The sequence below is a fragment of the Sphaerisporangium sp. B11E5 genome (assembly GCF_039871875.1).
Lineage (GTDB): Bacteria > Actinomycetota > Actinomycetes > Streptosporangiales > Streptosporangiaceae > Sphaerisporangium.
This window is the reverse complement of record NZ_JBDPMD010000014.1, coordinates 17,663-30,845: the sequence shown is the minus strand read 5'-3', so window position 1 is coordinate 30,845 and position 13,183 is coordinate 17,663. Positions and strand designations below refer to the sequence as shown.

15 protein-coding genes are annotated in these 13,183 nt (G+C 73.1%); 7 read left to right on the top strand and 8 right to left on the bottom strand.

Annotated features, from left to right (window positions below):
• Positions 1 to 127 precede the first annotated feature (127 nt).
• Positions 128 to 928 (bottom strand): hypothetical protein, encoded by an 801-nt coding sequence (locus ABGB17_RS15895; RefSeq protein WP_347630033.1) that lies wholly within the window; start codon positions 926 to 928, stop codon positions 128 to 130.
• Positions 929 to 1,086: 158 nt separating this feature from the next.
• Between ABGB17_RS15895 and eccB the strand changes: the two genes are divergently transcribed.
• From eccB to ABGB17_RS15870, 5 genes are all read left to right on the top strand, one after another.
• The gene (eccB, locus tag ABGB17_RS15890) at positions 1,087 to 2,526 is read left to right on the top strand and encodes a type VII secretion protein EccB (RefSeq protein ID WP_347630031.1); all 1,440 of its coding nucleotides are present in this window, start codon (positions 1,087 to 1,089) and stop codon (positions 2,524 to 2,526) included.
• A 175-nt stretch (positions 2,527 to 2,701) separates the two neighbouring features.
• Entirely contained in the window at positions 2,702 to 3,019 is a 318-nt protein-coding gene (locus ABGB17_RS15885; RefSeq protein WP_347630029.1) for a WXG100 family type VII secretion target, read from the top strand.
• Positions 3,020 to 3,042: 23 nt separating this feature from the next.
• Positions 3,043 to 3,354 carry a WXG100 family type VII secretion target gene (locus ABGB17_RS15880; protein ID WP_347630027.1) on the top strand — a complete coding sequence of 104 codons (312 nt, stop codon included), beginning with the start codon at positions 3,043 to 3,045 and terminating at the stop codon, positions 3,352 to 3,354.
• A gap of 69 nt (positions 3,355 to 3,423) precedes the next feature.
• Positions 3,424 to 3,822 carry a hypothetical protein gene (locus ABGB17_RS15875; RefSeq protein WP_347630025.1) on the top strand — a complete coding sequence of 133 codons (399 nt, stop codon included), beginning with the start codon at positions 3,424 to 3,426 and terminating at the stop codon, positions 3,820 to 3,822.
• A 15-nt stretch (positions 3,823 to 3,837) separates the two neighbouring features.
• Positions 3,838 to 5,190, top strand: a complete 1,353-nt coding sequence (locus tag ABGB17_RS15870; RefSeq protein ID WP_347630023.1) for a hypothetical protein — start codon at positions 3,838 to 3,840, stop codon at positions 5,188 to 5,190.
• Between the two features lie 443 nt (positions 5,191 to 5,633).
• On the opposite strand, the gene ABGB17_RS15865 is transcribed toward ABGB17_RS15870, so the two are convergent.
• From ABGB17_RS15865 to ABGB17_RS15850, 4 genes are all read right to left on the bottom strand, one after another.
• Positions 5,634 to 6,926: a hemolysin family protein gene (locus tag ABGB17_RS15865; RefSeq protein WP_347630021.1), complete on the bottom strand. Its 1,293-nt coding sequence runs from the start codon at positions 6,924 to 6,926 to the stop codon at positions 5,634 to 5,636.
• Positions 6,923 to 7,402 carry an rRNA maturation RNase YbeY gene (ybeY, locus tag ABGB17_RS15860; protein WP_347630019.1) on the bottom strand — a complete coding sequence of 160 codons (480 nt, stop codon included), beginning with the start codon at positions 7,400 to 7,402 and terminating at the stop codon, positions 6,923 to 6,925. The genes ABGB17_RS15865 and ybeY overlap by 4 nt, the downstream gene beginning before the upstream one ends.
• Before the next feature lie 7 nt (positions 7,403 to 7,409).
• Positions 7,410 to 8,366, bottom strand: coding sequence for a PhoH family protein (locus tag ABGB17_RS15855; protein WP_347630231.1), 957 nt, complete (start codon positions 8,364 to 8,366; stop codon positions 7,410 to 7,412).
• Between the two features lie 287 nt (positions 8,367 to 8,653).
• Positions 8,654 to 8,998, bottom strand: a complete 345-nt coding sequence (locus ABGB17_RS15850) for a histidine triad nucleotide-binding protein (protein ID WP_347630018.1) — start codon at positions 8,996 to 8,998, stop codon at positions 8,654 to 8,656.
• Positions 8,999 to 9,145: 147 nt separating this feature from the next.
• Here ABGB17_RS15850 and ABGB17_RS15845 point away from each other — a divergent pair, with 147 nt between their 5' ends.
• Positions 9,146 to 9,751, top strand: coding sequence for a SigE family RNA polymerase sigma factor (locus ABGB17_RS15845; RefSeq protein ID WP_347630229.1), 606 nt, complete (start codon positions 9,146 to 9,148; stop codon positions 9,749 to 9,751).
• Positions 9,748 to 10,428 (top strand): hypothetical protein, encoded by a 681-nt coding sequence (locus tag ABGB17_RS15840; protein ID WP_347630016.1) that lies wholly within the window; start codon positions 9,748 to 9,750, stop codon positions 10,426 to 10,428. Before ABGB17_RS15845 ends, ABGB17_RS15840 begins: the two co-directional genes overlap by 4 nt.
• A gap of 9 nt (positions 10,429 to 10,437) precedes the next feature.
• Here the strand turns inward: ABGB17_RS15840 and ABGB17_RS15835 are convergent, their stop codons facing one another.
• From ABGB17_RS15835 to ABGB17_RS15825, 3 genes are all read right to left on the bottom strand, one after another.
• Positions 10,438 to 11,163 (bottom strand): 16S rRNA (uracil(1498)-N(3))-methyltransferase, encoded by a 726-nt coding sequence (locus tag ABGB17_RS15835; RefSeq protein WP_347630014.1) that lies wholly within the window; start codon positions 11,161 to 11,163, stop codon positions 10,438 to 10,440.
• Between the two features lie 10 nt (positions 11,164 to 11,173).
• Positions 11,174 to 12,487, bottom strand: a complete 1,314-nt coding sequence (locus tag ABGB17_RS15830; protein WP_347630012.1) for an acyltransferase — start codon at positions 12,485 to 12,487, stop codon at positions 11,174 to 11,176.
• Between the two features lie 104 nt (positions 12,488 to 12,591).
• Positions 12,592 to 13,176 carry a helix-turn-helix domain-containing protein gene (locus ABGB17_RS15825; RefSeq protein WP_347630227.1) on the bottom strand — a complete coding sequence of 195 codons (585 nt, stop codon included), beginning with the start codon at positions 13,174 to 13,176 and terminating at the stop codon, positions 12,592 to 12,594.
• Between the last annotated feature and the right edge of the window lie 7 nt (positions 13,177 to 13,183).

Sequence of the window (13,183 nt, the reverse complement as noted above, 5' to 3'; positions counted from 1 at the left end):
CCCAGGATCGGCGCCTTCTGATCGGATCCGGGGCGGGACCGCCCGGTGCGGGTTGTGGCATCTCGTCGGACACCGGCCTTCACTCAGCGGCCTGAGGACCGCGCCAGGGGGTGGGCGGGATCGGCGCTCAGGCGCCGGGGACGTCCGGCGGAGGCACCGGCGGCCGGGACGGATCCGGCGGCCCCGGGATGTCCGGCGGGGGCACCGGCGGCTGTGACGGATCGGGCGGCCCAGGAACGTCCGGCGGCGGCACCGGCGGCCGCGACGGATCCGGCGGCCCGGGCACGTCCGGCGGCGGCAACGGCTCCGGCGGCCCCGGGATGTCAGGCCCGGAGGGCCGCGAGGGACCCGGCGGCACAGGAGGGCCGGGGCTCGGCGGGATGGGCCGACCCGGGTTCGGCACCGGCGGCACCACCGGGTCAGGGTGGCCCGGCACGTCGGGATTCGGCGCCGGCGGCACCGCCGGGTCGGGACGGCCCGGCAGGTCCGGGTTCGGCACCGGTGGCACCGCCGGGTCGGGGTGGCCCGGCAGATCCGGGTTCGGCACCGGCGGCACCGCCGAGTCAGGGAAACCCGGCAGATCCGGGTTCGGCACCGGCGGCACCGCCGGGTCGGGGTGGCCCGGCAGGTCGGGGTTCGGCACCGGCGGCACGGTCGGGTCCGGCCGGCCCGGCAGGTCCGGGTCGGGGATCGGCGGTGCGTCCGGGTCGGGCTGACCTGGGAGGTCCGGGTTCGGGGTGGGCGGCACGCTCATGCGAGGCGGCCGGGGGAACCGCGAGCCGCCGGGGCCGGAGGCCGCAAGGGGGCGCGGGCCGGCGAGGCCGGGGGCCGCGGTGACAGGTGTTCGCGGGGTCGGCGCGCCGGCCGTCGTGGCCGGTGCGGTGGGGTCGTCGTGCAGCAGCGTCTCGGTTGCTCCTCGTCCGTTCATCGCCGCCTCCAGACCGCGTCTCCATCGAGGCTCACACCACACTACCCACACCAGGGCCGCTCAATTGACCCGACGATCCGGGCGTCATGGGTGGAATGCCGCTTCTATGCTGTCGGGCACGCGCCGGAGGCCGCGGCCGGCGACGCGGGGAGGGTGGCATGCAGACCCGTCGTGATCTCTACCAGGCGCACCGCCTGATGACGCAGCGCCTCGGCATGGCGCTTCTGCAGGGCGAGCCGGACGTCCCCGAGTCGCCGATGCGGCGGCACAACGTGGCGATGTTCTGCGGTGTGCTGGTGGCGGTCCTGGTGACGGCCGCGTTCGGCATCTGGGGGTTGCTGCGGCCGGGCGGGGCCACCGCGCTCACCGAGCCGGGCACGCTCATCGTCGAGGAGGGCACGGGGGCCACGTACGTCTACAGCAAACCCGAGGCGCGGCTGATCCCGGTCGCCAACTACACCTCGGCCCGCCTGCTGCTCGGCACCAACGACGTGACCGTGCGCACGGTGTCCTCGGCGTCGCTGGCGGGCTTCGCCCGGGGCACGCTGGTGGGCATCCCGGGTGCCCCCGAGTCGCTGCCCGCGCCGGACAAGCTGGTGCGGGGTCCGTGGTCGGCCTGCGTGGCCGAGGCGATCGGCTCGGGCGGGACGCGGCGGCCGTACGTCACGCTGGTGGGCGGCATGGCGGTCGGCGGCCGGCCCTTCGGCGCGGGCGCCATGATCGCCGACGACGGGCAGCAGTCGTGGGTGATCTTCGCGAACCGCCGCATGCGGGTCAGCGAAACGGGGGTGCGCGCCCTGACCGCGGACCGGCCGCGGCAGGTGCCTGCGTCGTGGCTGAACGCCCTGCCGATCGGCCCGGACTTCGCGGGCCCCCGGATCACCGGCCGGGGCCACCGCATGCGCGGCCCGGACGGCCTGCCGTCCGCGGTGGGCCGCGTCTACACGGTCCCCGCGGTGACCGGCGGGGACGCCCGGTGGTACGTCCTGCTGCGCGACGGCCTCGCCCCGATCTCGCAGACCCAGGCCACCCTGCTGCTGCAGGACCCGGCGAGCCAGGCCGCGTACGGCCGGGGCCGCATGCGCCCCCTGGAGGTGGACGCGGCGAGGGCCAACGCCTTCCCGCAGTCCCGCACGTCGGCCGCCGCGGAAGGACTGCCGCCCACGATGCCGAAGATCGAGACGCCCGACCCGGCGGCCCCGCTGTGCGCGGTGTACGCCGACACCGAGAAGGGCTCCACCCGGGCGAGCCTCACCGTCGGCGGCCGCGTCGCGATGCCGCCGCCACCCGGCGCGGGCGCGGACCCTGACCACGTGGACCAGGTGCTGCTGCCCCCGGGTGCCGCGGCGCTGGCCGGGCTGCTGCCCGGCGAGGGCCAGTTGCAGGCGGTACGGGACCACTCGCTGATCACCGACCAGGGGCGCCGGTTCGCGCTGGCGTCCGCCGACGTGCTCGGCATGCTCGGGTACGACGCCGCGCACGTGACGCCGGTGCCCGCGCACCTGCTGCACCTGATTCCCGAGGGCCCGGCGCTCGACCCGGCGGCGGCGCGGGTGCCCGTGCCCGCCGGGGGGACGCCGTCTCTGCAGGTCCAGTGAGGTGCAAGTGATGGGGCTCGCTACAGAGGCACAAAACCGTTACTGATGTGTAATGTGACGCATGTCCCCCATGTGGGGATTGATCCTAGTGTGGCAGTGATCAAGCGGGGGCCGACGACGCGTTCCTGGTGACGGCCGCTGCGTGAACGGCACAGGCCGTACATGGAGGTATCCCATGGCACAGCAACAGACCGCCGCCAATCTCCCCCAGATCGTCGAGGCCGCGAAGCGGACCGAGAACGCCCAGACGCTGATCGGCGGCATCCAGTCCCAGCTCCAGGGGCACGTGTCCGACCTGCGGGCCGGCTGGGGCGGGCAGTCCGGCATGGCGTTCGAGTCGGTGTACAACGCGTGGAACACCGAGCTCGGGGTCGTGCTGCGCGAACTCGGCGAACTCGCCAGGAAGCTGCACGTGGTGGAGTCGCAGTACCGGAAGACCGAGGCCGAGCAGGCCGGCGCCGCGACCCGGCTCGCCGCGGACATCAACGCCTGAGCCCACGACCGACGGAGACCATCATGGCGATCAACAACGACGTCGACCGTACGCTCGTCAACTTCGGCAGCATGGCCACCGGGCGCCAGGACTTCGCCCGCCAGTGGCAGGCGATGGAAGGCACGCTCCAGCAGCTGGAGACCGAGCTGGACCGCCTGCTCGGCGAGTGGGACGGCGAGGCGCGCAACGCCTACTGGGCCGCCCGCGCGCAGTGGGACGCCGCGTCCGGCCGCATGGCGGCGCTGCTCAACCAGCTCGGCGCGGTGATCGAGCAGGGACACGAGAACTTCTCCCTCACGGAGAAGGCCAACGTCGCGATGTTCGACGGCCGCTGACGCGGCGCACGGACGGCGGGCCGTCCCGGCGCGCACCGACGACGGGGCGGGCGGCATAGGGAAACGTTTATGGGCGAGAACGGCAGCAGCGGGTTCGCGTACGACGGCTGGCAGCTCGACCCCCAGTGGCCGGGCATCAAGGTGGGCGACGGGGTCGACGTGCACCACCCCTCGGTGCGCAACCTGCTGAGGGCGCTGCGGGAGGACGTGGAGCGCCTCAAAGGGGTGCAGGCCGGCACGGTGCAGCACCTGCGGGCGTACGGCAAGGTGACCACCTCCCACGTCGGGGAGTGGGACGCGGCGCAGCAGCTCGGCGTGGTCTTCGACCAGGGCCACACGGCGATCACGACCGGCTACGACAAGCTGGTCGCGCAGTACGAGGCCGCCATCGCGGTGATCGAGGCGGCCTTCCAGAACATCGGGAAGGCCGAGCACGCCAGTGATGTCGGCATGCCGGACCTGACGTAGCCGGGATGGGTGGGCATGGGGCGGATTAGCGAGATACAGGCCATCAAGGCGGGCACCGCGGCGCCGCACGGGGACCCCAGCACGTACGGCGGCGTCGAGAGCGTGCGCGCCAAGATCGAGAACACCGACCCGGACTGGCTGGCCACCGCCGGGGACGCCTACATCCGGGCGGCCGGCATGCTGGAGGACACCTACCACCTCCTGGAGTCCGTGGCCGGCTCGATGGCCGGGCACTGGAAGGACAAGTCGTCCGAGGAGGCGCAGAAGGCGCTGCAGATGCTGCACGCCACGGCGCGGGAGCTGGCGTACCGGTCGCGCGAGGTGGGGGCGGCGCACAACGACTACGCCGCCGAGCTGCGCGAGGCCAAGGCCAACCTGCCGACCAGCGGCTGGTTCACCTGGGACGACGACATCGGGGAGAACTGGAAGACGATCTCCCCGATCACCATCATCGAGGGTGCCGTCACCGGGGAGACCAAGAGCGACAACGACAAGGCCCGGGAGCACCTGGAGCGCATCAACCAGCGCATCTCGGCCGTCTACCAGTCGCTTCCCCCGCACGTCACGATGGTCCTGCCTGCCCCGGGGCCGCCCACCACTCCCCCGGTGATCCCCGTGGAGTACCCCGGCGGCGGTGGTGGCCACGGAGGTGGCGGCGGCGGTTACGGCGGCGGTGGCGGTTACGGCGGCGGCTCCGGTTTCGGCGGCTCGGGGGGCGTCCCCGGCTTCGGCGGCACCGGTTACCCCGGCGGTGGCGGGGTCATCCCCGGCGGCACCGGCGGCGTGCCCGGCACCGGCGGCGGCCTCCCCGGTGTGGGTGGTCCCGGCGCGGGCGGCTCAGGCTCCGGCGGCGGTTCCGGGCTTCCCGGCACCGGCCTCCCGGGCGACGGCTCCGGCGGCACCGGCCCGGCCGTGCCCCCCGGCGGCACCGGCCTGGACCCGAACGACCCGCGCAGCACCGGCCTGGCCGGCGTCAACCCGCCCGCGGTGGCCCCGCCGAACGCCACCACCCTGCCGACCGGCACCCCCGGCGTCCCGAACCCGCCCGGTGTCCCGGCCACCCCTCCCACTGCCCTGCCTCCGGCCGGCACCACCCCTCTGGGCACGGGCCCCCTGGGAAGTGGTCCGTTCGGTACCGGCCCTCTGGGCGGCGGGACGGGTTACGGCGCCGGCGCCGCGGGAGCGGGCGGCCAAGCCGCCCTGGCCGGCCGGGCCGCCGCGGGCACCCCCATGGGCGGCATGCCGTTCATGCCCATGGGCGCCTCCCCCGGCGACGGCGACCGCGAACGCGAACGCACCACGTGGCTGACCGAGGACGAGAACATCTGGGGCGGCGACACCCCGGTGGCCCCCACCGTGATCACCTGATCGGACGGCGCTCCAAGCCCCCCGGCGCCCCCGAACGTGACCCCGGGAGTTCTCGAACTCCGAGGAGCCCGGAACGGGACACCCTGCTTTCTCGAAACCACCGACGCCCCCGGGATCACCTGATCCCGGGACCCCGGAAACGCCAAGGGTGCCCCGCCTGCGTGAAGCAGGCGGGGCACCCTTCTGGCGTCCGGTCCCGGTCGGCTCGCACCGACCGGGGCCGTGACGCGTCCCCCCAGCCCTGACAGCGTGCCGCGAACCCCTCCTCGGCACGCCGCCCCCTACCGGCGCCCCGAGCCGTTGGGCGCCTGAGGAAAAGATCGCACCTGCCACTTGCAATCCACTTAAAGGACACTTGCCGCACTTGCCGCACATCACCGGATATCCCCACGGAACCGACGGGTCGGTCACCTTACCGTGTGGCCCAGCAGGGGAAGGACGGGTCAGTCGGTGTCCGTGGTGGTGGAGACGGAGTGGCGGTGGACGACCACGGTGCTGATCCGGTTGCGGCGGCCGGCGGTGGTCTCGGCGGTGAGGCTGAGGCCGTCCACGAAGGCCTGGGAGCCGGCGATGGGGACGCGGCCCAGGGCGTGGGCCAGCAGGCCGCCCACGGTGTCCACGTCCTCGGTGTCTATCTCGGTGTCGAAGAGTTCGCCGAGCTCGTCCACCGAGAGGCGGGCGGTGACGCGGGCACCGCCGTCGTCCAGCCACTCGACCTTGGGGGCCTCCTGGTCGTACTCGTCGGTGATCTCGCCGACGATCTCCTCCAGGACGTCCTCGATGGTGACGAGGCCCGCGGTGCCGCCGTACTCGTCGATGACGACGGCGAGGTGGATCTGGCGGGCCTGCATCTCGCGCATCAGCTCGTCGATGGGCTTGCTGTCGGGGACGTAGGTGGCCGGGCGCATGAGGGACTCGACCTTCTCCTGCTCGGTCTCGCCGTTGTCCCCTGACTCGTGCACGCGCCGCACGATGTCCTTCAGGTAGGCGATGCCCACCACGTCGTCCTCGTTCTCGCCGACCACCGGGATGCGGGAGAAGCCGCTGCGCAGCGCCAGCGACAACGCCTGGGCGAGGGTCTTGCCCCGCTCGATGAACACCATGTCGGTACGCGGCACCATCACCTCGCGCACGATGGTGTCGCCCAGCTCGAACACCGAGTGGATCATCTGCCGCTCGTCGGGCTCGATGACCCGCCGCTCCTCGGCCAGGTCCACGAGGTCGCGCAGCTCCGCCTCGGAGGTGAACGGCCCGTCGCGGAAACCCTTGCCGGGGGTCAGGGCGTTGCCGAGCAGGATCAGCAGCTTGGGCAGCGGCCCGAAGATGCGGGTCAGGCCGTACACGATGGGCGCGCCGGCCAGCGCGATCGGCTCGGCGTGCTGCCGCCCGAGCGTGCGCGGGGACACCCCCACGATCACGTAGCTGATCACGATCATGACCCCGGCCGCGGCGGCGTACGCCGGCCCCTCGTCGCCGAGCAGGTCGATGAACAGCAGCGTCGCGATCACCGTGGCGCCGAGCTCGCAGCTCAGCCGCAGCAGCAACAGCAGGTTCAGGTACCGGGGCGGGTCGGCGACGATCGCCTGCAGGCGGTGCGCGCTGCGCCGTCCCTTACGCGCGAACTCCTCGGCGCGCACCCGCGAGATGCGGGCCAGCGCCGTCTCCGCGCTGGCGATCAGGCCGGCGACGACGATGAGAAAGCCGGCGGCCAGCAACCATCCGGTGGGGGAACTCACGGCTCCCGCCGCACCCCCCGCCATGCTTCCAGCAGCTCACCCTGCAGGCCGAACATCTCCTTGTGCTCCTCGGGTTCGGCGTGGTCGTACCCGAGGAGGTGGAGGATGCCGTGCGTGCAGAGCAGCTCAAGCTCCTCACGTGCGCCGTGCCCGGCCTCGGCGGCCTGCCTGGCCGCCACCTGCGGGCACAGCACCACGTCGCCGAGCAGCGCGGGATCGAGCGCCGCGTCGGCGTCCTGACGGGCGCCGCCCTGCATGGGCCGCAGCTCGTCCATGGGGAAGGCCAGCACGTCCGTCGGCCCCGGCTCGCCCATCCACTGCTCGTGGAGCTGGGACATGGCCGCCTCGTCGACGATCAGGATGGACAGCTCGGCGAGCGGGTGGATGCCCATGCGCGCCAGCACGAACCCGGCCAGCTCGACGAGCGAGGCCTGGTCGACGTCCACTCCGGACTCGTTGGCCACCTCGATACTCATGATTTTCTTATCTTCCCCTGGGGCGCTTGCCGCCCTTTATGGCGTGCGGCTCGGCGGTCGCCAGGTCGTACCGGCTGTAGGCGTCGACGATGTCGCTCACCAGCTTGTGCCGGACGACGTCAACGCTCGTCAGCCTGCTGAAATAGATGTCCGAGATGCCCTCCAGGATATCCTGGACGACCTTCAGGCCGCTCTGCTGCCCACCCGGCAGGTCGATCTGCGTGACGTCGCCGGTGACGACGATCTTGGAGCCGAACCCCAGGCGGGTGAGGAACATCTTCATCTGCTCGGGCGAGGTGTTCTGCGCCTCGTCCAGGATGATGAACGCGTCGTTCAGCGTGCGGCCGCGCATGTACGCCAGCGGCGCCACCTCGATCGTGCCCGCCGCCATCAGCCGGGGGATGGAGTCGGGGTCGAGCATGTCGTGCAGCGCGTCGTACAGCGGGCGCAGGTAGGGGTCGATCTTCTCGTACAGCGTGCCGGGCAGGAACCCGAGCCGCTCCCCCGCCTCGACCGCCGGCCGCGTCAGGATGATGCGGTTGACCTCCTTGGCCTGCAGGGCCTTCACGGCCTTGGCCATGGCCAGGTAGGTCTTGCCGGTGCCCGCCGGCCCGATGCCGAACACGATGGTGTGCTTGTCGATGGCGTCGACGTAGCGCTTCTGGTTCACCGTCTTCGGGCGGATGGTGCGGCCCCGGGAGGACAGGATGTCCAGCGACAGCACGTCGGCCGGCCGTGCGGTGCTCATGCGGAGCATGGCGATGCTGCGCTCGACGGCGTCGGCGGTGAGCTGGGCGCCGGACTGCAGGAGCTCCACCATCTCCTCGAAGAGGCGCACCACGAGGGCGCTCTCCTCGGGGCTGCCGCTGATGGTGATCTCGTTGCCCCGCACGTGGACGTCCGCGCGGAACGCCTTCTCGATGACGCGCAGCAGCTCGTCGCGGGACCCGAGCAGGCTCACCATGGAGTGGTCGTCGGGGATGATGACCTTGGCCTGGGTGCGGGTGGGGCCTTTGCCGCGCGGCGGTTCGCCGGTCTTCGCGCCGTTCGGCGCACTGCGGTTCTCGTGTGACTCGGACATGGGCGGCCCTTGCGGCCTGCTCGCCTCCCGGTCTTGCTTATCTGGGTTGTGCGTGTCTCACGCGGATATCGCCATTCATGCTCTCGCATCCGGCCGGGCCGCGCCGCTGAATAAGCCCATGGTATCCGGGCGCGGGCCGCCGCCGGGGTGCGGTTCTCGTCCGGTCGTCGTCAGCCGGGCGGCCAGGTCAGGGTGCGCCCGCCGAGCACGTGGGCGTGCACGTGGAAGACGGTCTGGCCGGCCTGCGGGCCGGTGTTGAACACCAGCCGGTACCCGCCGCCGGCGACCCCCTCCCGGACCGCCACGGCGTGCGCGGCCTTCAGCACCTCGTCCGCCAGGCCGTCGTCCGCCTCGGCGAGCGCGGCGGCGTTCTCGTAGTGGCCCTTGGGGATGACCAGCACGTGCGTGGGCGCCTGCGGGTTGACGTCCCGGAACGCCACGGTGCGGTCGGTCTCGTGGACGATCGTGGCCGGGATCTCCTTGGTCACGATCTTGCAGAACAGGCAGTCTGTCACGCCCGCATGGTAGTCACCTCTGTTGCCAATCGGTAATACCGAGGAGGCAGCGCGGAATGATCCCCCCGGCTAGGGTTGGTGTGCGACACTTCAGCGTCAGCAGCGGTCAGTGTCGGCGAGGCCACCGGCGAGGACACGAACTGGGTCATGCCCCCTAAAGAACCGGCAGAGCGTAAACCCTCTGGAAAGGCCGTGCGTCCAACTGATGTGACCACCGAGACCCTCGTGGCCGACAGGTCGCTCGGGGCGGTGCCCGTCGGTTGGGACGCCGACGTGGCCGTTACGGCGCTTTACAGTGCCCACTATCGGTCGCTCGTGCGTCTGGCCGTGCTGTTGGTCCGCGACAGCGCCACCGCGGAGGAAGTCGTACAGGACGCCTTCGTCGCCCTTCATGGGGCGTGGCGTCGTCTGCGCGACACCGACAAGGCACTCGCCTACCTGCGACAGTCGGTCGTCAACCGCTCGCGCTCCGTGCTTCGCCACCGGGCCGTCGTCGAGAAGTACGCTCCGAAGGGGCTGCCCGACGCGCCGAGTGCCGAGAACGGCGCGATCGGCGAGCTCGAACGGTCCGCCGTGATCGAGGCCCTGAGGGGGCTCCCGGCACGGCAGCGCGAGGCTCTGGTGCTGCGGTACTACGGCGACCTCTCCGAAGCGGAGATCGCCGGTGCCATGGGCATCAGCAAGGGTGCGGTGAAGAGCCACACAGCCCGCGGAATGGCCGCCTTACGGACTTTACTGGAGCAACTGTCATGACCGAGTCCCCCGACGAGTACGGCGACATCCTGCGCCGTGTCTTGCGTGCGGAGGCGGATTCCGTCGTGCCCTCCGCGGAAGGACTGGAGATCATCCGGACCCGCATCGAGCAGCGCGGGTCACGGGGCATCTTTTGGTGGCGCGCCGCCGCGTCGGCCTTCGGGGCCGTGCTGGTGGCGGCCGCGATCGTAGCGTTCGTGCCTTCGTTGCGCGGCGACGGCGGTGGCGACCAGCGTTCCATCATGCCCGTCCAGTACGACACCGCCCCACCTGACGAGTCGAGCACGCGCAGACCGCCCGGCAACCTGCCGCCCACCACCGGCGGCTCCACCCGCCCCCTGCCGGCCTCGCCGACACCGGGCGCGTCCACGATGGTCCCCAAGCCGAGCACCCTGCCCACCCCGGGCGCCGACTGCGCGACCGCGCCGCCCTCGGACGGGGCGCCGTGCCCGGCGCCGTCGGAGTCCGAGTCGGAGTCCGACCCCGAGGGCCGCACCACCGAACCCAAGCCGAGGCCCACCCAGTCCAAGACCCCCACCAAGGCGCCGACGCCCGCCGCCCCGACCGAGCCCACCCCCACGCCCGCCGAGCCCACCCCGACGGTCAGCGTGACGCCGCAGATGCAGACCGACGGGCCGTCGGACGCCCCCGCGCAGGACCAGCAGGCCGGCGACTGAGGTCGCCGGTCACCACCGGCCGGTGCGGGCGAGCAGCACCGCCGCCGCGGCGACACCCGCGGTGGAGGTGCGCAGGATCGTGGGGCCGAGCAGCGCGGGGACCGCGCCGGCCTCGCGGAACCTGGTGAGCTCGGCGCCGTCCACGCCGCCCTCGGGGCCGACCACGACCACGATGTCGCCCTCCCCGGGCAGGGGCAGGCGGGACAGCGGCTCGGCGGCCTCCTCGTGCAGCACGGCGGCCGTGGCGGCGCCGCGCAGCAGCTCCGCCACCTGCGCGGTGGTCGCCTGCTCCGTCACCTCGGGCAGGTGGAAACGACGGGCTTGCTTGCCCGCCTCGCGGGCCGCCGACCGCCAGCGGGCCAGGGACCTGGCCCCCCGGTCGCCCTTCCACACGGTGACGCACCGCGCCGCGGCCCAGGGCACGATGACGTCCACCCCGGCCTCGGTCATCATCTCGACCGCCAGCTCGCCCCTGTCGCCCTTGGGGAGCCCCTGAACGACCACCAGCCGCGGCGCCGGCGGCGGGACGACCCGCCGTCCGAGCACCGCCACCCGCAGGTTGTCCTTGCCGGCGGCCCGCACCTCGCCCTCGGCCACCGTGCCCGCGCCGTCGGTGAGGTCCACCCGCTCCCCCGGCCGCAACCGGCGCACGGCTGCGGCGTGCCGGCCCTCGGCGCCGTCCAGCACGATCTCCTCGCCCGACAGGTCGTCCGCCAGGAACACAGGCACGCTCACCCGTGAAACCTTAGCCAGCTCTCTCCTCGCCCGGAGCACGGGCGCCCGCCTGGGGCAGGGAGTGGCGCCGCCGGAGCGCGGCGAGCAGGAACACGCCGCCGAAGTAGACGAACACGCCGGGCGGCAGGCCGAGGGGGCCGTCGCGGGCGGGTCCTGACAGGGCGACGGCGAGGAGGCCGGCGACCACGGAGGCCGCCCCGGTGACGATCAGCGCGGTGGGCACCGGGCCCCGCACCGCCGGCACCGCGGCGCCCGCCAGGGCCGCGCGCCGCTCGAAACGGCCGAAGGCGGCGACCAGGGCGGCCAGGATCAGGGCCAGCGTGGCGAGCCAGGGGACGCGCAGGGCGAGCCAGAGCGGGGAGACGGGGGCGGCCGGCGGGAGGGCTCCGGTGCCGTACAGCAGGAGGACGCCGATGACGGCGGCCGTCATGTGCCAGAGGAACAGCGTGAGGACCACCGAGTTGACCGCGACCACGGCCGCCCAGGGGCGTGGCCGGCGCAGCCATCGCCGCGCCGGTTCGCGGGTGGCGAGCACGATGCCCGTCTGGGCCACGGCGAGGGCGAGAAGCGCGAGGGTGGGCGGGGCGGTGTTCTGGTTCTGCTCGCCGCCGATGCCCACCATGCTGACGGGGTAGGGCCCGGGGACGGTGAGCAGGACCAGCGCGGCGACCCCTCCGGCCGCCATGGGAATCCCCCACCGTGACGGCAGCCCGCCGTCCCGCATGACGAAGCCCGTCTGGTGGACGGCCAGCCACGCCAGCAGGTAGTTCGCCGTCCCGATGTACGGCACGCCGAAGCCGAGCCGGGCCAGGTCCACCAGCCCCACCACGGCCGCCAGCCCCACCGGCACGGCGAGGCCCGCGCGCCGGTGCAGCGCGTACATGAACGGCGTGAGGAACACGACCGCGAGGTAGGCCACGAGGAACCACAACGGGATCGTGGCCAGCCACACCGCCGTCCCCACCAGCCCCGGATCGGCCCCCGCCGCCCTGGCCGTGAGGGCGGCCGCCGCGAGCACGCACACCAGCACCGTCGTCGGCCACACCAGCCGCACGGCCCTCCCGAGCGCCCACCCCGCCGCGTTCCCGCCACGTCGCACGTGCGACCGCAGCGACGCCGCGTTGGCGTACCCCCCGACGAGGAAGAACAGCGGCATGACCTGGAACACCCAGGTCAGCGGATGCGTCCACGGCACCAGCTCGAGAACGCTCCCGCCCTGGTACCGCCCGCCGTCGTGGGTCACGTGAATGGCCAGCCAGTGCCCCACGACCACCATCACGATCGCGAGCCCCCGCACGAGATCAATCTGCCGATCCCGCTCCACGGCGACCCACCCCCCGACCGACGCGGCCTGCTCACCTACCTACGACGTTAACCCGGCCGTCCGGGCCACCTTGGTCCGGAACCATGTTCCGCGCAGGCGCGGCCTCAGCGCGGCAGACGCAGTCCCGCGATGAGGATCTCGACCATCCGGCGTGCGTCGTAGCGGGGATCGTTGTCCGCGCCGATGCAGAGGTTGCCGACACCGCGCATGAGCTCGTAGGCCTCGACGCCGGAGCGGATCTCGCCGGCGCCGGCCGCGGCTTCGAGCAGCTGGGCGCACACGGGGACGAGCCGGTCGAGGAAGTAGGTGTGCAGCGCGTCGAAGCCGGCGTCGCCCGACCGCAGCACGGCGGCGAGCCCGTGCTTGGTGACGAGGAAGTCGACGAACAGGTTGATCCACCGCCCCAGTGCGGCGTGCGGAGTCGCACCGCTCGCCAGCAGGGCCGGACCGGCCTCGGCGCAGGCCTCGACCTGGTGCCGGTAGACGGCGATGATCAGGTCCGCCCGGGTCGGGAAGTGGCGGTAGATCGTGGCCACCCCGACCCCGGCCCTGGCCGCGATGTCGCGCACCGGCGCCTCGACCCCCGAGGTCACGAAGACCGCCGCGGCGGCGTCGAGCAGCGTCCTCTCGTTGCGCCGGGCGTCGGCCCGCTTGCGGGGTGCCGCACGCCCCGCGCCCTCGTCGTCCACCGCGCCG